The organism is Bacillus sp. FSL P4-0334, assembly GCF_038004825.1.
GTDB classification, from domain to species: domain Bacteria; phylum Bacillota; class Bacilli; order Bacillales; family Bacillaceae; genus Bacillus; species Bacillus velezensis.
The window spans coordinates 3,447,944-3,470,034 of the sequence record NZ_JBBORX010000001.1; the positions used below are offsets into that span (position 1 = coordinate 3,447,944).

Sequence of the window (22,091 nt, forward strand, 5' to 3'; positions counted from 1 at the left end):
TATTAAAGCGGTCCTGAAATTCCCTGCTTGCGGATCATGACAAAGTGGGCGCCCATGAGCGCAAACAAAGCGGCAGGGAGAAAAAATACGTGAATCGCAAAAAATCTCGTCAGCGTTTGGGCGCCGACAATATCGTGGTGGCCGGCAAGAAGAGTTTTCACCTGCGCTCCGATCAATGGCGTCGCCTCCGCAATCTGAAGACCTACCTTTGTCGCAAACAGCGCCTTCATATCCCATGGAAGCAGATACCCTGTAAAACCGAGACCGAGCATCACAAAAAAGATCAGAACACCGACGATCCAGTTCAATTCCCGAGGCTTTTTATAAGCTCCCTGAAAGAAAACCCGCAGCGTATGTAAAAACATCATCACAATGACTAAACTTGCACCCCAATGGTGCATACCCCTTACAATCTGCCCGAAAGCGACTTCATTCTGCAAATAATACACAGATTCCCACGCGTTTTTTATATCCGGCACATAATACATCGTTAAAAACATCCCGGACAACACTTGGATAACGGTTACAAAAAACGTCAAACCGCCGAAACAATAGACAAAAGCCGAGAAATGGTGAGCGGGATTTACATGTTCCGGCACTTCATGGTCGGCGATATCCCGCCACATCGGCGTAATATCGAGACGTTCATCCACCCAGTCATAAATTTTGTTCAGCATGTCACCCTTCCCCCCTAGGCTTTGCTTTTCCAAGATACAAAAAGCCGTCCTTTACTTTTTGCTCATAACGGTCAAGAGGCGCGAGCGGCGGCGTGCCCGGAACGTTTGTGCCGTCTTTTTCATACAGCCCGTAATGGCAGGGACAAAAGAACTTGTTCGGATTTTTAGGATCATTGTTCCAGTTTACGGTGCAGCCCAAATGCTTACAGATCGGAGAAAGCGCTATAATTTCATCCCCATGCTTGTAAACCCAGGCTGACCTGGATTCTTCCGATTCGTACCAGGCGTCGACTTGATGAATTTTAAAGTCAAACCGCTTCGGCTCCTTCGTCAGCTCATCCACACTGACAACCTGCACCATTTTTTGATCTCCCGTCGGTTTTAATACCGGGTCCAGTGCAAAACGGACCATGGGCATAAGCGCACTGGCGGCCATAAATCCCCCCACGCCGGTGAGCGCATAGTTTAAAAATTGTCTTCTTGATATATCTTGTTTTCCGCCCATCTCTTCCCCCCCTAAAGATTGACCAAAAATTAACTAAAATAGAAAATAATTCTGAGATTTGACACCCTCATAATATATGAATCTTTCAGCAAGGTCAACAGAGGCAAAACGGGTGTTTTGCGGGATGCCTGGTGTTTTTAAGAATTGTTCCACTTCTGTAACAAAACGTTCAAAATTTCTCCGCACTTGTCATCCGCAATTTTTCTCTTTAAAGAGTCTTTCATATGTTCAAACGGAACGGCAGGTATGTATATGACATCAGACCCTATTTCAGAATCCTTCCATTTTTCGTCTGCCGTCAGGAACAAGGCGTGGCGAAAGTTGGTCATCACCTCGTCTTTGAGTTTTTGAAGCAGGGCGATTTGTGATTGGTCTATATCAACATATGTATAAGAGGGGAATAAATATACCCGTCCCTTCAATTGGCGCTCAAGCTCTTCAGAAAGCAATTGGGTGCTTTCCCCCTGTTCAACGGCCTCTTTTAAGCCTCCTGAAGATGTTATGGAAATTAACGGAATGACAGCGGTATCAATGTAATCCGCAGATTGTAAATAGGCATCGGCATCAGCGGCCCTCCATCTCATGTCTCGTTCCTCCTCTTTACGCAACAAGCCTTGCATATTCTGCAAGGCTGTCATTTATGTGAGCTGATTCAATTGGCGGGAAAGCTTTTCAAATGTTTCTTTGTCGTGGCGGTCCAGCGCCTCGTCGATATCTTTAAGCAGCTTTTCCCGCTGGAAAGTGGAAATGGCATGTTCTAATATTTTTTCGGCCATCCCCTGATCCTGTTTATTTTCAAACAGGTCTTTCGGCAGATGCGGATTTGATTCAAGAACAGCGGCATATTCCGGTGAGCTGTAGGCCGAACGGAAATTCAGCTGGATAAATAAATCCTGCTGTTTATTTAACCGGATGTCGTGAAAAGATTTTTCCGCGTCCGTAGTCATGACATTTTCTTTGTAAAACCTAAACGGCACCTCATCAACGCAATGAGTAGACATGATAATGCCTCGCGGGCAAAATTCGGCTTGTTCTACAAAATGGACTTTTTCCATTAATGAATCATGACTCATTAAATAATTTAAAATCCAGACGCACTCCCGGCGTTTAAGCTGATAATGATTTAAAAACCAACGGATAAAATCCTTTTTTTCATTGACAGAAACAGGGGTCTGCATGTAATTCCCTCCTCTATCGATCGTATAATCTGACATCACTTATACATTCAGCAAGCATGGTCCAAAATCCTGCTTATCTTAAAAATTCATCCTCTATCCGTAAGATTGTTTCTTCAAGCTCTTCGTTTGTTCCATCCATTGAAAGCACTTGTTTTAAAAGCGGCAGCGCTTCTTTCTGGAGACCCTCTTCCAATAAGAAGTGAGCGTATTCATATAAGAAATCCCGATCATCCTGATAATGGAGATACGCAGCTTCGAAGCTTTTTTTCGCTTCAGCGTATTGCTCAAGGCCTGTATAAGCACCCGCCAAATACCAATTGTATTTCGGATCTTCTTCTCCGTAGCCGCGGACTTCCTGAATCAGATCAATAATCTCTTCAAAGCTTTCTTCTTTATGATAGACGGCTAAAAGCGTATGGAGCGCTTCCACGTAACCCGGATCGAGCGCCAGCGCTTCCTGAAGAAGCTTTTTTCCTTCTTCTGCGTTGCCGAGCTTTAACGCCATTTTCGCCGCATAGAGAAAAAGCTCTTTATTGTATTCATCGTAAGTAATACCTTCTTTAGCGGTTTTTAATGCATCTTCATACATGCCTTCTGCCTCGTAGCTTTTTGCAAGCGGCATATAAAGCGATGAATAGGAAGGATCAAGCCCTTTTAAATCAGACAGCTGCTTGATGGCTGTTTTGACCATTCCCGCCTGATAGGCTGTGAACCCGTACCCGAAAATCGTATTCGGTTCTGTATGTTCTGCCGCCGCTTTTTCATACCATGAAATCGCTTCCTCAAATTCACCCGCCGCGCTCAATGACTCAGCCAGCCTCTGATGAACATTTACGCCGCCGATTTCGTGCCGTTCTTTTGCCGTCTCTTCATAGTAAGGAACGGCTTTTGCATATGATCCCTGAGTGAAGTATAATTCCCCCAGAGCGAAATCAATAACAGGTTCATCTTGTAACATCGATTTCGCCTGTAACAGCTTTTGCTCACTTACTTCAAATAAGCCCTGCATCTGATACAGATCAGCCATTAAAAGAAGGCTTTCCGCGTAAGACGGGTCTTCCGGAGAAATTGTCTCCAGCACCTCTAGAGCTTTTTCTTCTTCATCAATATCTATTAACAATTCGGCGTAAAAATTCGTCAGCTCAGACTCATCCGGATAAAGGTCATGCAGATCACTGATCAGCGCTAACGCTTTTTCGGCGTTTCCCCATTCATAGTAGAGCTGGGCTGCAATGGCTTTGTCTTCGTCATGAAGCTGCGTTTCAGCTATCGAAAGCGCTTTTAGTCCCTTTTCGGTTTCACCTGCTTCAACTAATTTTATGGCTTCTTGGATCAATGTATTCAAATCAGACCGGTCCTTTCTTTTCCTATACCTCATCAACCAATGAAAAGGGTTTTTATTCGGGTTATTCTTATCATAATTCAGACAGGGCCTGCCCGCAAATAAGATGCTTCACCCGGCATTATAGTTTATCAGAAAATGCTTAAGAGGAAAACGGCAAAAAAGGGGACGGCATCTTTATACGCAAACAGCGCAATTTGTTCCGGCTGTTTCTGTAACGAAAACGCATTCCCCCTTTCTGTTATTTTCTGTTTAAGACAAGCTATGTCAAAGCCCAAAGTTTTATGACACATGAAGAAAAAAGCCCGAAGAATCGGGACTGACCCCCGTTTTTGAGACAGGGATCAAAACACCTTTAAGCAGCCAGCTGTCGGTATGTGACCGGCGGCTGGTTGTTTAGTTTCGTTTGAATACGAATGTTGTTATAATAGTGTATATAGGTTTCGACAGTTTGTTCTACGATGGTCGTCGTAGTGCTTTCCAACCTGTCGAGGTAGAACGTTTCAGACTTTAGTGAGGAATGAAACGATTCGATGGAGGCATTATCAGCGGGCGTCCCTTTGCGGGACATGCTCATGGTAATGCCTTTTGTTTTAACAGCTTTCTGATACTCATAAGATGTATAAACAGAACCTTGGTCACTATGTAACACACAGTTCTCTGGCAGTGCGGGCAGCTGATCAAGTGTGTGTAAGACAAAGTCTGTGTCCTGTCTATCGCCAATCGTAAAAGCAATCACTTCTCCATTGTATAAATCCAATATACTGGAAAGATACAATTGTTTCTGCCCATAAGGCAAATATGTGATATCCGTTACTAGCTTTTCCAGAGGGCGATCAGACTGAAAGTTCCGATCCAATATATTCTCGGCCACGGCATATGGCTGCCCATTCTTCTTACGCTTTTTCACCTTAACCCGGCATTGCCACTGATTCTTCTGCATAATGCGCTGAACCGTTTTATGATTCATACGCATTCCCTTTTTTAATATGGCTGTGATTTTCCGATAGCCATATCGATACTTGTGTTCTCGGCACAACGTGCCGATTTGTTTTTCTAAATGGTATTTAGGGTTATCTTTCATCAGATTCTTCTTCCAACGATAATAAGATGCTCGTGAGATACCTAAATGAATACAGATATCCTTTATGGTCATTGTGCTGCGCAATGCTTCTACAAGCTCGACTGGCGTTTCGCTATCAGCTTCCTTTCCAATTCGTTGTACTTTTTTAACACTTCATTCTGTTGTCTCAGATAACGATTTTCTGCCTGCAGTTTCTCTAATTCGGAAGAATACTCTGGACCTTTTCCATAAGAATATTGCTTTCCGACAGGTTGTTCGAATCGATGTGTGTCCCCAGCTTTATACCACCTGACCCATGTCTGCACCTGCGTCTTATTCTTTATATTCAATTCCTGCATGATCTCCTTCACAGGCACGCCCGCCAATCTCATTTCTACAGCCTTCTGTTTGACTTCAACCGGATAACTCACTCTTGCCCTCATAGAAAAACACCTCCAAGTCTAATTTCGGATAACAACGATCCGTTTTCAAACTTGAAGGTGTTTTTTGTTTGTCTCATATTATGGGGTCAGTCCCAATCTCTTCGGGCTTTTTTGGCTAATTGATCTAAATGCTCAAAAAATGTCGGATATGAGACATGGATTGCCTCAGTATCACAGATGTCAATCGGCTCTTCTGTCAGGCATGAAGCGACACCGAGCATCATGCCGATGCGGTGGTCGCCGTGGCTTGACACATCGGCTCCGCCCGCAAGCGTTTTTTTGCCGTGTATTTTCATGCCGTCTTCAGTCGGTTCAATGTCTGCGCCGATTTTCCGGAGCTCTGATACGACGGTGTCGATCCGGTTCGTTTCCTTCACCTTCAGCTCCGCAGCGTCTTTAATGACAGTTGTGCCTTCAGCCTGCGTTGCCAAAAGGGCGATAATCGGGATCTCGTCAATTAAACGGGGAATGATTTCTCCGCCGATTTCTGCCGCTTTCAGAGCTGAGGTTTCAATAACCAGGTCTCCGTAAGGCTCTGCGCTGTCCGCTTCTGAAGGAATCACTTCAAGTGAAGCCCCCATTTGCTTTAAGACATCAATCATTCCCGTGCGTGTCGGGTTCAGGCCGACGTTTTTCAGCACAATCCGGCTTCCGGGAACGACAGCGCCTGCCGCAAGGAAAAAGGCTGCTGAAGAAATATCGCCGGGCACGAAAATATCAGCCCCCTGAAGCTTCTGGCCGCCCGTTACGGAAGCGCTCGTCTCCGTTTCCGCCAGCTCGGCGCCAAAAGCGTTCAGCATCCGTTCCGTATGGTCTCTTGATTTATGAGGCTCCGTGACGGTCGTCGTCCCTTCAGCCTGCAATCCGGCAAGCAGCACGGCGGATTTGATCTGCGCGCTTGCAACAGGGGAGACGTAATCAATGCCTTTCAATTGTCCGCCTCTTACGGATAAAGGCGTAAATCCTCCGTCCGCTCTTCCGTCAATCGCGGCTCCCATCTGTTTTAAAGGCTCCGTCACCCTCTTCATCGGGCGCTTTGCAATACTTTCGTCGCCCGCTACCGTACTGTGAAATGGGCGTCCGGCTAAAATGCCGAGCATCAGGCGGATGGTCGTGCCGGAATTTCCGACATCAAGAAGGCTGTCAGGCTCACAAAGTGCGTCAATGCCCTTCCCGTATATCGTTACATCACTTCCGTTTTGTTCAATGGAGACACCCATTTTTCTGAAGCAAGCAATGGTGCTCAGACAATCTGCTCCGGGCAAAAAGTTTTTTACCGTTGTGGTTCCTTCCGCAAGCGCTCCGAACATAACAGAACGGTGGGAGATGGATTTATCCCCCGGAATATGAATTTCACCGTTTAAAGACGTCACTTTTTCTCTTTTCAATGTTTTCCACCTCAGTCAGCGTAAAATGTGTCATATTTGGCGCGGGATTGAATGCAGGTTTCCGCGCGCTTCCGGTCATCATCAGTCTGGAAACTGATTCTGAGAATTCCGTTAATATCTTCTCTTGTTTCGATAATGCGGATGTTGGTGATACTGATTTTTTCTTCTGCCAATATCGCCGTAATTTCCGAAATGACCCCCGGATGATCGGGAACATCGACATAAAGGTCATAAAAGGACGGGATCGCTCCTTTTTGACGGAGCGGCAGACCGTCGCGATAATCTTTCGCTTTTTTAAAATATCCGAACAGGCTGTCCGCATCTTCATTTTCTACATAAGATTCGATCGTGTCAATCTCCCGTTTCCATTCTTTGAAGCGGTCAAGCAGTTTATCTTTGTTATGAAGAAGTATGTCCCTCCACATCGCCGGACTGCTTGAGGCGATCCTGGTGATGTCCCGAAAACCGCCGGCTGCGAAACGTTTCAAAAACGGATAATCTTCTTCAGCATGATGAGCCTGATGTACGAGGCTTGCAGCAACGATATGAGGGAAATGGCTGATGACGCTCGTTACGCCGTCATGCTCCTCGGGGGTCATCTCCACAAAGTGGGCGTTTGCCGCTTTCAAGAGTTCCTTCAGATGCATTACTGACTCTTTAGAAGTTGATTTTCCGGGTGTTAAAATGTAAAACGCATTTTCGAATAAAAATTCTTTCGCGGCAGCGGCCCCGGATTTATGAGATCCCGCCATCGGATGACCGCCGACAAATTGATAGTGAGCCGGAAGCACTTTGTCGGCGTAGCTGACGACTTTCTGTTTCGTGCTGCCCACATCCGTAATCAGGAGTTCATGGGTGATGTCTGATGCGGCCAGCACATCGAGCATTTTCAGCGTTTGGGCGACAGGCGTGGCGATAATGACAACAGACGCTTGCTGCGCCCCTTCCGTAAATGAGCCGGCCCGCTCGTCAATAATTCCGAGCTTCAGCGCGGCAGTGAGCTGTTCTTCCGAAATATCCACACCGATAATCCGTTTATGCGGATGCTCCTTTTTGATGGCCAATGCGATCGATCCGCCGATCAGCCCGATCCCCGCAAGCAATATAGTATCCTTCATTTCACTCATTTCCTTTTTCAACTATTTTAATAGAGCAAAGAGGTGATGCCTGATCACCTCTTATAATATTTCAGCTAAAATTGTGAGAATTTCCTCATTCTGCTCTTTCGTACCGACCGTAATCCTTAACGCTGTCGGAAATCCGAGCGCCTGTCCTGAGCGGACGATATATCCTTTTTCCAACAGGGCTTGGAACAGTTCATCCGCCGGGCGGTTAAAATCAATGAGCACAAAGTTGGTTTGTGAAGGATAACAAGTTAATCCGTGAGTTTCTGCAAAATCATAATACTGCTTAAGGCCTGCTTTATTTTTCTCGACGCATTCCTGAATAAATGTCTGGTCATCAAGCGCTGCCAGTGCCGAAGCCTGACCGATTCTGCTCGTATTGAACGGCTCTCTCGCCGGTTCAATCTGGCGGATCAGTGCTTCGTCCGCAATGCCGTATCCGACGCGCAGCGCGGCAAGTCCGTACGCTTTAGAGAAGGTGCGGAGGATCATAACATTCGGATATTGCTTTAAAAGCGGAATGCTTTCTGGGTAATCTTCCGCCGTAACATACTCGTAGTACGCTTCATCAAGTACAACGAGTATATGCTCGGGAACTCTGTTTAAAAAGGCAATTAGCTCTTGCTCAGAAGTATATGTCCCCGTCGGATTATTGGGGTTGCATACCCATATGACTTTCGTCTCGCCGTCAATTGCTTCCAGCATCCGGTCCAAATCATGAGCGCCGTCACTGCGGAGCGGCACCTCGCGCACCTCAGCGCCTTCAATCACCGCATTGTGTCTGTATTGCGGGAAAGTAGGGGCGGCGGTAATCGTGTTTGCCTGATCATTTAATAAAGAACGGCAGATAATCTGCACAAGCTCATCAGAGCCGTTGCCAAAAATGATCGAAGATTCACTGACCTGCAGATGCTCACTGAGCCGTGTTCTCAAAGCGGCACTGTAACCGTCGGGATACAGCGCAAGCTGCTCAATCTCCTGATGCAACGCATCTTTAGCGGCCTGTGAACAGCCGAACGGATTTTCGTTAGAAGCGAGTTTTACTACTTTCTCAAGCCCGTATTCCATTTTCACTTCTTCTATTGGTTTGCCCGGCTGATACGGTTTCAGCTGCCGCAGCTGTTCTTTAATCTGCAAATCCAGTCACCTCATTTTACACTGTACAGTCGTCCGAACGTCTTTGCGTATTCTTCAAATTCAAGAAGCGCATTGGCTCTTGTGCCGGGATTCACAAGCTTTGTTTTAAGCTCTTCAACTTTTTTGACAAGCGCGCTGCCGACAACGACACCGTCAGATATTTCATTCATCCCGTCAACCTGTTTGCGGTTTGAAATGCCAAAACCGACCGCCACCGGAACAGGGCTGAATTCTTTCACCTTACGTATGAAAGAGTATACAGACGGATCGAATTCGCTGCGTACGCCCGTCACTCCTAAAGAGGATACACAATACACAAAGCCGCAGGCCTGTTCAGTAATTATTTTCAAACGGTCTTCACTTGTCGGCGCAACCAGTGAGATATAAGCGATGTTCTCCTTTTTGCATGTCATTTGCAAAAGGGCGCTTTCCTCTAATGGAAGGTCGGGTACAAGCAGACCGTCTATGTCGTTTTCCCGCAGTAAAGCGAAAAAGTATTCTTTTTCTAATTGTAACACAGGATTATAATACGTAAAGAGGATAATTGGAATATGAACGCCGTTTTTTTTCATTTTGCCGCCAAGTTCAATTGCTTTTACGATATTCATTCCGTTTTCCAGAGCCCGTTTTGAAGCCCGTTGTATGACGGGTCCGTCCGCAAGCGGATCTGTGTAAGGAACGCCGATTTCAAGGGCAGAAGCGCCTGCATTCTGCAATGATATTGCCAGCTCAACAGAAATGTCAGGAAGCGGATCGCCAGCTGTAATAAAAGGGATAAATAATTTTTCAGAATCTCGCAGATTAAACATGTGTCTCCACCCCGTTTTCCAAAACATTCATCAGCGTATGAACATCTTTATCTCCTCTTCCCGATAAACTGACGAGAATGATTTTGTCTTTATCCATGTCTTTTGCCATTTCAAACGCTTTTGCCAGGGCGTGGGCAGATTCAATAGCCGGAAGAATACCTTCTGTTTCAGAAAGCAGACGCAACGCGGCAATCGCTTCATCGTCTGTCACGCTTTCGTACGTTACACGGCCGCTTTTATGCAGATAAGCGTGCTCAGGGCCGATCCCCGGGTAATCAAGGCCGGCTGAAATGGAATACGGTTCGATAATCTGCCCGTATTCATCTTGTATTAAATAGGTCATTGAACCGTGAATCACCCCGAGCGTCCCTTTTGCGATCGTTGCCGCATGCAGCGGCGTATCAATTCCTTTTCCGGCAGCCTCGGCGCCGATCAGCTCAATATCTTCGTCTAAAAAGGCCTGAAATATGCCCATGGCATTGCTTCCGCCGCCGACACATGCAACAACCTTGTCCGGGAGCGTTCCTTCAACCCGGCGGAGCTGTTCTTTCGCTTCCTCGCCGATGATTTTCTGAAATTCGCGAACGATATACGGATACGGGTGCGGCCCCACTACAGAACCGATAAGGTAGAAATGATCTTCACAATGCTGGACCCAATACCTGATCGCCTCATTCGTCGCATCTTTCAGCGTGCCGTTGCCGCTTGTGACCGGCACCACTTCCGCGCCGAGCAGTTTCATCCGGAATACGTTCAGCGACTGGCGTGCAACGTCTTCTTCACCCATAAAAACTGTACACTTAAAACCGAATTTTGCGGCGGCTGTCGCGGCAGCCACACCGTGCTGTCCCGCACCGGTTTCGGCGATGATTTTCGTTTTGCCCATCTTTTTGGCAAGCAGAATCTGGCCTAACGCGTTGTTAATTTTATGAGAGCCGGTATGGTTTAAATCTTCTCTTTTCAGATAGATTTTCGCCCCTCCCAAATACTCTGACACCCTGTCTGCGAACGTTAATGCGGTCGGTCTTCCGGAGTAATCAAACAGTAGTTTTTTATATTCGGCATGAAAAACGGGATCATTCTTTAATTCTTTGAAAGCCGTTTCGATTTCCTCAAGGGGCCGCATCAATGTTTCAGGGACAAATTTGCCGCCGAATTCGCCGTATCTTCCGATTTCATTTGGATATGGATACATAGTGGTTCATCCTTTCTTCTAAAAGCCGGATCAGTGTTTGATCCTTTTGTCCGTTTTTTTCAATTCCGCTGGCAAGATCTATACCGCACGGACGCGATCTCAGTAAGCCGGTAATCGTTTCAGGATTAACGCCGCCCGCGATAAAACAGCGCTTGTTTGCATTTTGAGCCTGCTTTCGGTACAAGGGGACACGAGCCCATGAAAACGCGATTCCCGTGCCGCCTCTCATTCCTTTTACTGAAGAATCAATGACATATCCGTCGACAGCAGGTGCAAATTGAGCCATCTGACGAAGCGTCCCTTCCCCGTGATGGAGCGCTTTCCATATCTCCGAGCGCACAAGCGGACGGAGACGGAGGGCATCCTCAGGCGATTCATCACCGTGAAGCTGGATGGCGTCAAGTGCCAGATCAGAGGCGATTTGCGCGATGTTTTCTATCGTTTCATTTACAAATACTCCGACATGTTTCTTGTCTGTCCGGACCTGCTCTTTCCATTTCCGGACCTCATCCGGCGTTACTCTCCGTTTGCTTGCGGCAAAAACAAATCCCAGATAATCCGCTCCTGAAGCTGCCGCAAGTTCGTAATCACGCTTCGATCGTATCCCGCAGTACTTTACCTCAGGCTTTTTCATATCATCACTCCCCGAACAGTCCGCGGATCGCCTTTTGCTGCGAATCCTCTCTCATTAAGGATTCTCCGACCAATACAGCCTGCGCCCCGTGCTTGTTGACGAATTGCAGGTCAGCCAAAGAACCGATGCCGCTTTCGCTGACCAGCAGGCAGCCGTCCGGCACAAGCTGCGCTATTTTTTCCGTTTGCGAAACAGAAGTACGGAACGTTTTTAAGTCCCGGTTGTTTATGCCGAGAATGTCCGGCTGAAACACTTGTAAAATCCGTTCAAGTACAGTTTCATCATGGACTTCAACGAGAACGTCCATGCCCTTTTCGCGGGCTTCCAGATAAAGCTCATGAAGCTCTGAAGGTTCCAGCGCTTCCCCGATCAGCAAAATGGCATCGGCGCCGATCCTGAACGATTCCTCCACCTGAAGGGAATCAATAATAAAATCTTTTCTCAGCACGGGGAGAGACACGGTTTGTTTAACATCTGTCAGAAATTGATTTCTCCCCTGAAAAAAACGGGTATCCGTGAGAACCGAAAGGGCGTCGGCTTTAGCCGCTTCATAATCCGCCGCAATCGTTTCCGGAACAAAATGCTCTTTAATCAATCCTTTAGACGGCGAAGCTTTTTTCACTTCGGCGATCAGCCCGATAAAACGGTTCGGGTTCAGGAGCGCTTCTTTAAAGGATCTCGGTTCAATTTGACAGGTTTCCGGCAGCACGAGGGATTTGATTTCTTCTTTTTTCTGCTGAATGATTTGATCAAGCATACATTTCTTCCTCTTTCTGTTTCAGACGTTCGAGCTGCCTTTTGGCATCTCCGTTTTGAATCGCTTCTAAGGCGGTTTTCGTTCCTTCTTTCAGATCGTTTGCAAGACCTGCCGTATAAATGGCCGCGCCCGCATTTAAGGCGGTAATATGCAGAGCGGATGACGGAGCTTTATTTGCAAAAATATTCTGAATGAGGAGCGCGCTTTCTTCCGATGAACTCACTTGAATATCCTTTAGTGAACCTTCTGTAAAACCGAATTGTTCAGGTGAAACGGAATATTCCAGACGTTCACCGTTTTTCAGTTCAATGATATCGGTCGGTGCTGAGATGGACAGTTCATCTAATCCGTCACGGGCCGACACAAGCATGACGTGTCTGACATCAAATTGTTCCAAAGCGCTTGCCATCAGGCGCGCTTTATCAAATGAATAGACGCCGATCACCTGCCGCTTCACCTGCAGCGGGTTGCTGAGCGGGCCCAGCAGATTAAATACGGTTCGGAAGCCAAGCTCTTTTCTTGCGGCGGCGACGTGCTTCATTGACGAATGAAACAGCGGCGCAAACAAAAACCCCATTTGTTTCATTTCAATGCTGCGTTTGACGCTGTCTGGTGTGGCTTGAATGGAAACCCCCAGTTTTTCCAGCACATCCGCGCTGCCGCTTTTAGACGAAACGGAGCGATTTCCGTGCTTGGCAACTTTAGCTCCGGCGGCAGAAGCTGTAATCGCCGCTGCCGTGGATATGTTAAACGTAGAAATCCCGTCTCCGCCTGTTCCGCACGTATCAACGACATCCGCCAAGCCACCTGATGTCTGTGCCCGCGCCCGCATCACTTTTACAAATCCGGCAAGCTCCTCCGCCGTTTCACCCCGGTGGGCTAATACCGATAAAATCCCGCCGATCTCAGACTGCGACATGTCCCCGTTCATCATCATCTCCATCAGCTTTTCGGCTTCTCCGGTTTTCAGCGTACGGCCATTAACGCACGATTGCAGAAATTTGTTCATCCGTCTTCTCCTCCCCGCCAGAAAAGATGTCTTCTGCGATTTGAATCGTTTTTAAAAGCGCCCCCGCTTTGTTACAGCTTTCTTCATATTCGGCTTCCGGGACGGAATCGGCGACTATTCCCGCGCCCGCCTGCACCGATGCCGTACCGTTTTTGACACTCATGGTGCGGATGGTAATACACGAATCAATTGACCCGTCAAATCCGATATAAGCGATACATCCGCCGTAGGTTTCTCTGGAAGTCGGTTCTAATTCATTTAAAAGCTGCATCGCGCGGATTTTCGGAGCGCCCGTGAGTGTTCCTGCCGGGAATGCTGACATCAGCGCGTCAACGGGATGGACGCCCTGCTTTAAACGGCCGGTTACAACAGAGATGATGTGCATCACATGTGAAAAAGAAACGACCTTTGTGAATTCCGGAACGGCTACGGAACCGTACTCCGCAACTCTGCCGATGTCATTGCGCGCAAGATCGACGAGCATGTAATGTTCAGCTTTTTCTTTTTCGTCATTCATCAGCTCTTTTTTCAGGCGTTCATCCTCTTCTTTTCCGGCGCCCCTTCTTCTCGTTCCGGCAATCGGATGAATTTCCAGGTGCCTGTCATGCACGCGGATCAGACGTTCAGGCGAACTCCCGACAATGTCTCTGTCAGGCAGTTTGATATAGTACATATAAGGTGAAGGATTGATGATGCGAAGCACCCTGTACAGCTCAAATGAATGCCTGGATACCGGAATGTCAAACTTTTGCGAAAGCACCCCTTGAAAAATGTCTCCCGCTTTTATATATTCTTTCAGTTTATTAACACCGGCCATAAACTCTTCTTTCGTATAATTGGATGTCACATCGGCAAAACTTGGCGTGTCAAACGTTTCTTTAGAAAAAAACGGCTCTTTCATATCTTTCGATTCTGTCAAAATACCGATAAGCTTACGAAGCTCCGCGCAATTTTCTTTAAAAACGGCCCGCTTTTCTTCCTCCGTCTCCCGGCCGTTAAGCTCCGCATACTGAATGAAATGCACTTGTTTCGTTTCGTGGTCGTACGCGATGATTTTCCGGCAGACAAACAGCATGCATTTTTCGAAATCTGTTACTTTCGCGTGGCTTGGCACGGAAGGCTCAATCAAAGGAATCATCTCATAGCTCAGATAACCGACCGCCCCTCCCGCAAATGGGATATCAAGCTCTGGTGTTTTAATGCGGAAGCTCTCATTCATCCAGTCAAGCACGGCTTTTAATTCTCCGGCTTCAAACAGCGTATGCCCGTTTGGATCAGCGGCAGTGAATGTGTTATGACTCTCTTTAATCGTGATAAAAGGATCGAGGCCGATAAAAGAGTATCTCGACCAGCTTGATGACTCATCCTTGCTTTCTAAAAGATACGTAATGTTTCTGTCCAGTTTTTCAACCATCTGAATGGGTGTGATCGTGTCGACCGTAAAAGTCTCTGCGATTGGAATGGTGCGGTGTGTCAGACTGTCCTTTAAAAATAAAGAAACATCCGATTGTAAATTCATGATTCTCCTCCTTACGGTAAGGAGAATGAGATGAAGAGTGAGAGGAGTCTTGCGTATAAGAAATAAACCCAAAAGAAAGGCTTCTTTTGGGCAGAATAAAAACGTGTTTATCTCAGCTCAGCTAAACTCATTCTCTGCTACCCTATTCTAAACTCAACTGTTCAATGTCTTACTTACCAGCTCTATACACACTCTTGTGTATTTCTAAGCTTTGTTTATCGTATTACATGTCAGTATTTTTTGTCAATGATAAATCCGGCCTTAACACAACGGCTTTTTCTAAATAGACATGCTTGATTTCATCCTGAGGCGTATCCGTCTGAACCGTCATCAGGACACGGATACACTTTTGCAGAGCGCCGGTGACATCCATTTCCTGCATGCACGTCACCGGGACGTATTGCCACCCGGAAAGGCGGCGGACCGCTTTTGCCGGAAATACGGAATGGATATCAGGCGTGGCGGATAACAGGATCTGTACAACGTCTTCCGGCTTGCATCCATTTTGTTCAATGATTTTTTCAAGCAGCTGCTGTGTTTTTTCTAAAATTTCTTGTTCGGTGTCTTGTTCCACCGTTGTTGCTCCGCGAATGCCGCGTATCATCATGCTGTTTCCTCCATTCGCCATTTGTTCAGCAAATTTTCGAGCTCATCTTTTGAAAGCATGCAGTCCCGCGCTTCGCCTAATTCCTTTAACACGATAAACTGTGTCATGCCTCCGCGCGTTTTTTTATCATTCATCATCCGGGCGGAGAGAACCGGCGTTTCAATATCTTGTCTGATGCTTCCCGGGTAGCCGAGCCCAATCAGCCATTGTGTAAGTTCTTTCCTGTTCATCTTGCAACCCGCAACCTGTTCACTCACGTAAAGGGCAAACTGCATGCCGAGGGCGACCGCATCTCCATGTGTAATCCGTCCGTAGCCGTATTCCGCCTCAACGGCATGGCCGAGCGTATGGCCGAAATTCAGAAAAGCTCTTACCCCCTCTTCCTTTTCGTCCTCACGCACGACGGCCGATTTGATTGAAATTCCTTTATAAATCATTTCATTCAGCTCAGCGCTTGTCAGTCCTTGCAACGTGTCAAACGTGAGAAGTTTTTCTAAAAAAGCATGATCGGCGATAAACGCGTGTTTGATCACTTCAGCCATGCCCGATCTCAGCTCTTGTTCCGGCAGGGTTTTCAGTAGCTCCGTATCGTAAATCACCGCTTTCGGCTGATAAAACGCGCCGATTAAGTTCTTTCCGAGTTTATGATTGACGGCCACCTTGCCGCCGACCGCGCTGTCATGGGCAAGCAGTGTTGTCGGCATTTGAATGAAATCAATTCCGCGCATAAAAGTTGCTGCGCAAAAGCCGGCCAAATCACCCGTCACGCCGCCTCCGAAGGCGATCATACATGAGGAGCGGTCCATATGGAAAGCGATCGCTTCCGTTTGAATCCGTTCATACTCTTTTAGAGACTTCGCTTCTTCTCCGCTTGGGACGATCACTTTTTTCACGGGCCATGTTTCGTTTAAAAACCGGAACATCTCATCACCGTAAAGCCGGTCAACTTCAGCATCGATGATGAGAAGGATCTTTGTCAGCGGCCTGTTCAGTGAAGACAAAAGGGCAGCGGCCTGTTTCCTTATGCCTTCACCGATATACACGGGATATGCGGAGGAAGCTGTCCGAACCTCAAGCTCTTTCATCAGAATTCCCTCGATAATTTTTTCATGTTTTCAACATTTTCTTTAATTCGGTCGATCTGGTCAAGCCCGAATTGTTCTACGACGGCATTTGCGATTTCCCAGGCCACTGCTGCTTCAGCCACTACACTTGCTGCCGGAACCGCGCAGCTGTCTGAACGTTCAATGCTCGCTGTAAACGGTTCTTTCGTTTCAATGTCGACGCTTTTCAGCGGCTTGTACAAAGTAGGGATCGGTTTCATAACGCCGCGGACGACAATCGGCATTCCCGTCGTCATACCGCCTTCTAATCCTCCGAGCCTGTTTGTGGCGCGTGTATAGCCTTTCTCTTCATCCCATACGATTTCATCATGAACTTCACTACCGTTTTTGCCGGCCGCTTCAAAACCGATGCCGAACTCTACGCCTTTAAAAGCGTTAATCGACAGAACGGCAGCAGCGAGCTTGCTGTCCAGCTTACGGTCATAGTGGACATAGCTTCCGACACCGACCGGCATACCTTCGACGATCACTTCAACGATTCCGCCGATCGTGTCGCCGTTTGCCTTCGCTTCATCAATGGCTGCCATCATTTGACGGCCTGCTTCTTCATCGTAGCATCTGACCGGTGATTCTTCCGTTACCCGTTTGAGATCCTCAATGGATGTGTAATCGGTTTTCTCTGCTTTTACGCTGCCGATTTGCAGGACATGTCCGGCGACTTTAATGCCAAGCTCAGCTAAAATCTTTTTAGCGACGGCTCCGGCAGCCACGCGAACCGTTGTCTCACGCGCGGAAGATCGTTCTAACACATTTCTCATATCACGGTGATTATACTTAATAGCACCGTTCAAATCTGCGTGTCCCGGTCTCGGTCTTGAAATCTGGCGTTTCATTTCACTTTCTTCTTCTTCTGTAATCGGTGCGGCGCCCATAATTTTTGTCCAGTGGGTCCAGTCTTTATTTTCTACAACGAGCGCGATGGGTGAACCGAGTGTCCGGGCATGCCGCACGCCGCTTGTGATCTTCGCTCTGTCCGTTTCAATCTGCATGCGGCGTCCGCGGCCGTGCCCTTTTTGACGTCTGGCAAGCTCAAAATTAATGTCTTCTTCAGTTATATAAAGCCCCGCAGGCACACCTTCTATAATTGTCGTCAGCTGCGGACCGTGTGATTCTCCGGCTGTTAAGTATCTCATTTCTTTCTTCTCCCTTCATCGCATTAACGCTTTTAAGTAAAACTATACCACAAGTTTTCATTAAATGTCTTCTATCTTTTTTGATAAAAAAATGTATCAGTGCTCTCAAGGCCGAATTTTTCCGGGCTGAAAATCTGTTCTGTACTGCCGACAAACAGAATTCCGTTCTTTTTCAGACTGCCCGCCATTTTTACATACAGCTCTTCTTTTGCTTTTTCAGTAAAATAAATAAAGACGTTGCGGCAGACGATCAGATCAAAATCCTGTTCATAGCTGTCGGCAAGCAGGTTGTGCCGCTTAAACCGGATGTTTTTCTGAATCTCTTGTTTTACTTGATAACTGTTGTCAGCCTGCTTAGTGAAATAACGGCTTTTCACGGAAGCCGGCACCTCTTGCAGCGAGCGTTCCTGATAGATGCCCCGCTTGGCTTTGCTTAGCGCCTTTTCATCAATATCTGTCGCCAATATATCAAATCCGGCCAGTCCCGTCTGCTGATTGAGAATCATCGCCAAAGTATAGGGCTCCTCTCCCGTTGAACAGGCCGCACTCCATATTTTTAACGGTTTGTTATGCTTTATTAATGGGAGAATTGAGGTTTCAAGAACTTCCCACCGTTTATAATTTCGGTAAAATTCAGAAACATTGATCGTCATTCTGTCCAATGTTTCGTTTAATAAAAGCTTGTCCTTTTCCAAAGCGGCGGCAAATTCCTGAAAATCTCTGAACCCCTTCTTTTCATAAAGGGACGTCAGCCGCCTTTTCATCTGTGCTTCTTTGTATAAAGATAAATCAACGCCGGTTATTTGTTTCCACTTGGTGATAAAAATGTCGTAAGGCTCCATTGCTTCTCTCCCAATCTCGCTGTCTTTTGTCCTAGTATAGCCTGTTTTCTGTCGAAATTGTACGATTTCAATAAAAAAATCAGCCCGCGGGCTGATTTGTGAGAAACGAAAAGACAGGGCAGCGCAGCCTCTGTCTTTCATAAATGATGTAAACCTTTTCATAATGCGAGAAAAAGAAAGGCTGACGGCTTAGTACACCCAGTCGGCCATTAATTTTTGATACGGTACAAGCTCTTCCTGTTTAAAGAAAATGTGAATTTCCCGCTCAGCGCTTTCTAAGGAGTCTGAACCGTGAATGATATTTTTGCCGACAAACATGCCGTAGTCACCGCGGATTGTGCCCGGCAGTGCATCTTTCGGGTTCGTTTTTCCGATCAGCTGTCTTGTGATCTCTACTACATTTTCCCCTTCCCATACCATTGCAAATACGGGTCCTGATGTAATGAATTCCACAAGCTCGCCGAAAAACGGCTTCCCTTTATGTTCAGCATAATGGGTTTCAGCCATCTGTTCTGAAACTTGCATTAGCTTGGCTCCTGCCAATTGTAAGCCCTTACGCTCAAATCTGGATAAAATCTCTCCGATCAGCTGGCGCTGTACGCCGTCCGGTTTTACCATGATAAAAGTTTTTTCCATAAGATTCTCCACCCCATCATTATGTATAGGCTTTCAAGTTGCACACCGAAATCGTAACATCTTTCTGACAATTAATCAATCCAGGGCGGAGAATGTTCACATCTTGTTCGTAAAAAGGAATTTAAAATTTCCGTTTGCCGATATATTTGGCGATGGCGGCCAATGATGAGCGCGCACGTCCTCTCGGCAGTGTATTCAGTTTTTCAAACGCTTTTTTTAAGTACCTGTCACTGACGGCCATTGATTTTTCAATCGCGTCTGTGCGTTTAATATTTTCAATAATGGGGGCGAGCTGCTCCTGTGTTGTTTCACTGTTAATTAATTTCAGCTGATTTTTCAATTCAGGCTGACGGAGCGCGTACAAAACGGGCAGAGTGACATTTCCTTGCAGCAGATCCCCTCCGACCGGTTTTCCCAGTTCCTCTTCCGTTGAAGTGAAATCAAGAATGTCGTCAATAATCTGATAGGACATGCCCACGTAATAACCGAACCAATATAATGCTTTGTGAATCTTCTCATCAGCTCCCGAAGCGATGGCGCCGAGCTGGCAGCTGACGGCAATGAGAAGAGCCGTTTTCCGTTTGATGCGGCGCAAATAGGTTCTGAGGTTTTGCTCCATATTGTATTTATCTCTGATCTGTTCAATTTCTCCGAGGCATACTTCTACGATGGTTTTGGACAGGATCCGGTGGGCTTTCGGCTCATCCAATCTCGTCATCATCTCAAGTGAGCCCGCAAGCATATAATCACCGGTATACATGGCGATGCGGTTGTCCCACTTGGCTTTGATGGTCGGTTTTCCCCTCCGCAGCTCGGCGTCATCAATGACGTCGTCATGCACGAGGGACGCCATATGAATCATTTCCAGCGTCACCGCAACATATTTTATTTTATTAATGTCATAGTCGCCGAACATGCCGGAAAGCAATACGAAAACAGGGCGGATCCGCTTGCCGCCCGCCTGGAGCAGATGGAGTCCGGCTTCACTCAGCAAGGGATAGTCTGACCGCACCGTTTGCTCAAGCTCCCTTTCGATCACATCAATATCGTCATTTAAAAAAGAATAGGCCATTTTAAATTTCATATCATTCACCCAAACATCTGTATATTCATCATTTCCAACCGATATGCGTAGCAGCCACTCCGCCGGTAAACGAATGGTATTTGACATTCGTCAGGCCCGCTTCTTCAAACAGACGGGCAAGTTCTTTCATACCGGGAAATTCTCTTGCCGATTCTTGAAGCCAAGAATATTCTTTATAGCTCTTCGCAAACATTTTTCCGAAGAAAGGCATGATGTATTTAAAATAAAGAAAATATGCCTGTCTGAATCCGAACATTTCCGGCTGGGATGTTTCCAGACATACGACCTGTCCGCCCGGTTTGACGACCCGCCGCATTTCTTTCAGCACGGTCAGATAGTCGGGAACGTTCCGCAGCCCGAAGCCGATGGTGACAAAATCAAAAGAATCATCAGCGAAAGGAAGCTCCATCGCATTTCCGTGCAAAAGCTCAATTTGGCTGTAACCGCCCTCTTTCACTTTTTTCTCACCGATGCTCAGCATATTTTTGCTGAAATCCAGTCCTTTGATTTCGCCGCTTTTTCCGGCCGCTTCTGCGAGGGCAATCGTCCAGTCAGCCGTTCCGCAGCAGACATCAAGCGCTTTTGCGCCTTCTTTTACATTCATGATCTGCATCGTTTTATCGCGCCATTTTTTATGCTGCTGAAAACTGATAACAGAGTTCATTTGGTCATAATTTTTATAGATTTTTTCAAACACGCCGTGTACGCGCTGTTCTTTTGACTCCTGCATGTTGATTACCCTTCTTCCACTTTCTGATGATATGTTTTGTCCTGGCTGATCGCTTTAAGCCGGTTCAGCATTAGGTTTTGGATTGGTGAATTGAGCGGCAGCAGCGTTTCAATGCTTTGCTTTGCCTTTCGGAAGCTATCTTCCATTATGTCAGCCTTTGATTTTCCTGACTTTACAATATTGCCGATGACATCGAGAAATATAGCATTGCCGTTCATCAGCCGCTTATATACAAAAAAATCACTCGCCAGCTCTTTCCAGCGCGGAAGATTAAAGTGGTCTGACACTCTGTGAAACAGGGCCGCTTCCACAATCGCCATGCTTTCGATCAATTGATTCAAGTCATTGACAGACCGATCGTACAGACGGATTTTATGCTCATTGATTTCTTTAATTGCCGTAGCGAGCGTCCGAATCATATAGATATCCTTCATTTCAGATAAAAGCGAATAATACAGTCCGCTGAAATAGTCGCCGGCAAGCACGGTGAGCTGCCGGTTTTTATTTTCGTCTCGCTTTAACGCTCTGGCTGTTGTCACTTCATCGTGGGTATCAAGGGCGCTTTGGACAAGCATCGCAGTTACTATGTAATTTTCTCTGTCGTTGTTCTTAATGTCCGCCTCTTCAAACAAAGCGTGAAAAAGAAGAAGCTTATCCTCATCGATTTTAGGCGCAGAAATATGTTTCGCTAAATAAGGATGAGACAGCTTTTGTTTTAATTTCATATTTAGATTCGCTAAAGTTCCGTAGATGTCTTGCAAAAATATCACCCTTGTCCCCAAATTCACATTTATTCTAATATGTATGAGATTTACTCGTCATTATTATACGCAGGTATCATTATAGCATAAAAAAAAGAAATTGGCTGTATTCTCCCGCCGTTTGCGGGCATTTGGCAAAAGCGGGAAACAGCCGGCTTATTTTTTTTCGCTGTTCATTTCTCCGTAAGCGGTCTGGATGAGGGCGTTGCCTCTCACTTTGATGGCAGAGGTATGCTCAGTAAACTGAGCGATAATCACTTCGCCTTTGTCCAGTTTTTCGGAATGGTGAAATTTCGTATCCGTTCCTCTCGTTAAACCGATGACGTTCACGCCGTCCTCGACCGCTTTAATGACGACAAAATCACTTGAATGCTTTGAATTCATATCTGCACCC

24 protein-coding genes are annotated in these 22,091 nt (G+C 46.6%); all 24 read right to left on the minus strand.

The window, feature by feature from the left end:
* Positions 1-2 precede the first annotated feature (2 nt).
* Positions 3-677 carry a menaquinol-cytochrome c reductase cytochrome b subunit gene (gene qcrB, locus NSQ37_RS17435; RefSeq protein WP_003153485.1) on the minus strand — a complete coding sequence of 225 codons (675 nt, stop codon included), beginning with the start codon at positions 675-677 and terminating at the stop codon, positions 3-5.
* A 1-nt stretch (position 678) separates the two neighbouring features.
* Complete coding sequence (locus tag NSQ37_RS17440; protein WP_003153484.1) at positions 679-1,182, minus strand: ubiquinol-cytochrome c reductase iron-sulfur subunit; 504 nt, start codon at positions 1,180-1,182, stop codon at positions 679-681.
* A 137-nt stretch (positions 1,183-1,319) separates the two neighbouring features.
* Positions 1,320-1,766: a YpiF family protein gene (locus NSQ37_RS17445; RefSeq protein ID WP_042635302.1), complete on the minus strand. Its 447-nt coding sequence runs from the start codon at positions 1,764-1,766 to the stop codon at positions 1,320-1,322.
* 54 nt (positions 1,767-1,820) lie between these two features.
* Complete coding sequence (locus NSQ37_RS17450; protein WP_003153482.1) at positions 1,821-2,360, minus strand: ReoY family proteolytic degradation factor; 540 nt, start codon at positions 2,358-2,360, stop codon at positions 1,821-1,823.
* 73 nt (positions 2,361-2,433) lie between these two features.
* The gene (locus tag NSQ37_RS17455) at positions 2,434-3,705 is read right to left on the minus strand and encodes a tetratricopeptide repeat protein (protein ID WP_150941287.1); all 1,272 of its coding nucleotides are present in this window, start codon (positions 3,703-3,705) and stop codon (positions 2,434-2,436) included.
* A gap of 352 nt (positions 3,706-4,057) precedes the next feature.
* A protein-coding gene (locus tag NSQ37_RS17460; protein ID WP_094031235.1) for an IS3 family transposase occupies positions 4,058-5,208 on the minus strand; the annotation gives its coding sequence in 2 pieces (ribosomal slippage) (positions 4,058-4,935 and positions 4,935-5,208; 1,152 coding nt in all).
* 86 nt (positions 5,209-5,294) lie between these two features.
* Positions 5,295-6,596 carry a 3-phosphoshikimate 1-carboxyvinyltransferase gene (gene aroA, locus NSQ37_RS17465; RefSeq protein WP_253612889.1) on the minus strand — a complete coding sequence of 434 codons (1,302 nt, stop codon included), beginning with the start codon at positions 6,594-6,596 and terminating at the stop codon, positions 5,295-5,297.
* A gap of 11 nt (positions 6,597-6,607) precedes the next feature.
* Positions 6,608-7,723: a prephenate dehydrogenase gene (locus NSQ37_RS17470; protein WP_080130315.1), complete on the minus strand. Its 1,116-nt coding sequence runs from the start codon at positions 7,721-7,723 to the stop codon at positions 6,608-6,610.
* A 51-nt stretch (positions 7,724-7,774) separates the two neighbouring features.
* Positions 7,775-8,857: a histidinol-phosphate transaminase gene (gene hisC / locus NSQ37_RS17475; RefSeq protein ID WP_043021738.1), complete on the minus strand. Its 1,083-nt coding sequence runs from the start codon at positions 8,855-8,857 to the stop codon at positions 7,775-7,777.
* Between the two features lie 11 nt (positions 8,858-8,868).
* Positions 8,869-9,666 (minus strand): tryptophan synthase subunit alpha, encoded by a 798-nt coding sequence (gene trpA, locus NSQ37_RS17480; protein ID WP_253612887.1) that lies wholly within the window; start codon positions 9,664-9,666, stop codon positions 8,869-8,871.
* Positions 9,659-10,861 (minus strand): tryptophan synthase subunit beta, encoded by a 1,203-nt coding sequence (trpB, locus tag NSQ37_RS17485; protein ID WP_020954213.1) that lies wholly within the window; start codon positions 10,859-10,861, stop codon positions 9,659-9,661. The genes trpA and trpB overlap by 8 nt, the downstream gene beginning before the upstream one ends.
* Positions 10,842-11,495, minus strand: a complete 654-nt coding sequence (locus NSQ37_RS17490; protein WP_042635306.1) for a phosphoribosylanthranilate isomerase — start codon at positions 11,493-11,495, stop codon at positions 10,842-10,844. The genes trpB and NSQ37_RS17490 overlap by 20 nt, the downstream gene beginning before the upstream one ends.
* A 4-nt stretch (positions 11,496-11,499) precedes the next feature.
* Complete coding sequence (trpC, locus tag NSQ37_RS17495; RefSeq protein ID WP_253612885.1) at positions 11,500-12,252, minus strand: indole-3-glycerol phosphate synthase TrpC; 753 nt, start codon at positions 12,250-12,252, stop codon at positions 11,500-11,502.
* The gene (trpD, locus tag NSQ37_RS17500; RefSeq protein ID WP_015240102.1) at positions 12,245-13,261 is read right to left on the minus strand and encodes an anthranilate phosphoribosyltransferase; all 1,017 of its coding nucleotides are present in this window, start codon (positions 13,259-13,261) and stop codon (positions 12,245-12,247) included. The genes trpC and trpD overlap by 8 nt, the downstream gene beginning before the upstream one ends.
* Positions 13,233-14,780: an anthranilate synthase component I gene (trpE, locus tag NSQ37_RS17505; RefSeq protein WP_253612883.1), complete on the minus strand. Its 1,548-nt coding sequence runs from the start codon at positions 14,778-14,780 to the stop codon at positions 13,233-13,235. Before trpE ends, trpD begins: the two co-directional genes overlap by 29 nt.
* A gap of 223 nt (positions 14,781-15,003) precedes the next feature.
* Positions 15,004-15,387, minus strand: coding sequence for a chorismate mutase (gene aroH / locus NSQ37_RS17510; RefSeq protein ID WP_003153463.1), 384 nt, complete (start codon positions 15,385-15,387; stop codon positions 15,004-15,006).
* Positions 15,384-16,472 (minus strand): 3-dehydroquinate synthase, encoded by a 1,089-nt coding sequence (aroB, locus tag NSQ37_RS17515; RefSeq protein ID WP_025284931.1) that lies wholly within the window; start codon positions 16,470-16,472, stop codon positions 15,384-15,386. The genes aroH and aroB overlap by 4 nt, the downstream gene beginning before the upstream one ends.
* A complete protein-coding gene (gene aroC / locus NSQ37_RS17520; protein WP_253612881.1) occupies positions 16,472-17,644 on the minus strand; it encodes a chorismate synthase in 1,173 nt (390 codons plus the stop codon). Before aroC ends, aroB begins: the two co-directional genes overlap by 1 nt.
* 71 nt (positions 17,645-17,715) lie before the next feature.
* Positions 17,716-18,486: a protein-glutamate O-methyltransferase gene (locus NSQ37_RS17525; protein WP_032866312.1), complete on the minus strand. Its 771-nt coding sequence runs from the start codon at positions 18,484-18,486 to the stop codon at positions 17,716-17,718.
* 189 nt (positions 18,487-18,675) lie between these two features.
* Positions 18,676-19,122 carry a nucleoside-diphosphate kinase gene (ndk, locus tag NSQ37_RS17530; protein ID WP_012117865.1) on the minus strand — a complete coding sequence of 149 codons (447 nt, stop codon included), beginning with the start codon at positions 19,120-19,122 and terminating at the stop codon, positions 18,676-18,678.
* Positions 19,123-19,243: 121 nt separating this feature from the next.
* Positions 19,244-20,206 (minus strand): heptaprenyl diphosphate synthase component II, encoded by a 963-nt coding sequence (gene hepT, locus NSQ37_RS17535; RefSeq protein WP_003153454.1) that lies wholly within the window; start codon positions 20,204-20,206, stop codon positions 19,244-19,246.
* Positions 20,207-20,234: 28 nt separating this feature from the next.
* The gene (menG, locus tag NSQ37_RS17540) at positions 20,235-20,936 is read right to left on the minus strand and encodes a demethylmenaquinone methyltransferase (RefSeq protein ID WP_003153453.1); all 702 of its coding nucleotides are present in this window, start codon (positions 20,934-20,936) and stop codon (positions 20,235-20,237) included.
* 5 nt (positions 20,937-20,941) lie between these two features.
* Positions 20,942-21,697, minus strand: a complete 756-nt coding sequence (hepS, locus tag NSQ37_RS17545; RefSeq protein WP_015240105.1) for a heptaprenyl diphosphate synthase component 1 — start codon at positions 21,695-21,697, stop codon at positions 20,942-20,944.
* 156 nt (positions 21,698-21,853) lie between these two features.
* Positions 21,854-22,081: a trp RNA-binding attenuation protein MtrB gene (gene mtrB, locus NSQ37_RS17550; RefSeq protein ID WP_003153449.1), complete on the minus strand. Its 228-nt coding sequence runs from the start codon at positions 22,079-22,081 to the stop codon at positions 21,854-21,856.
* Positions 22,082-22,091 lie beyond the last annotated feature (10 nt).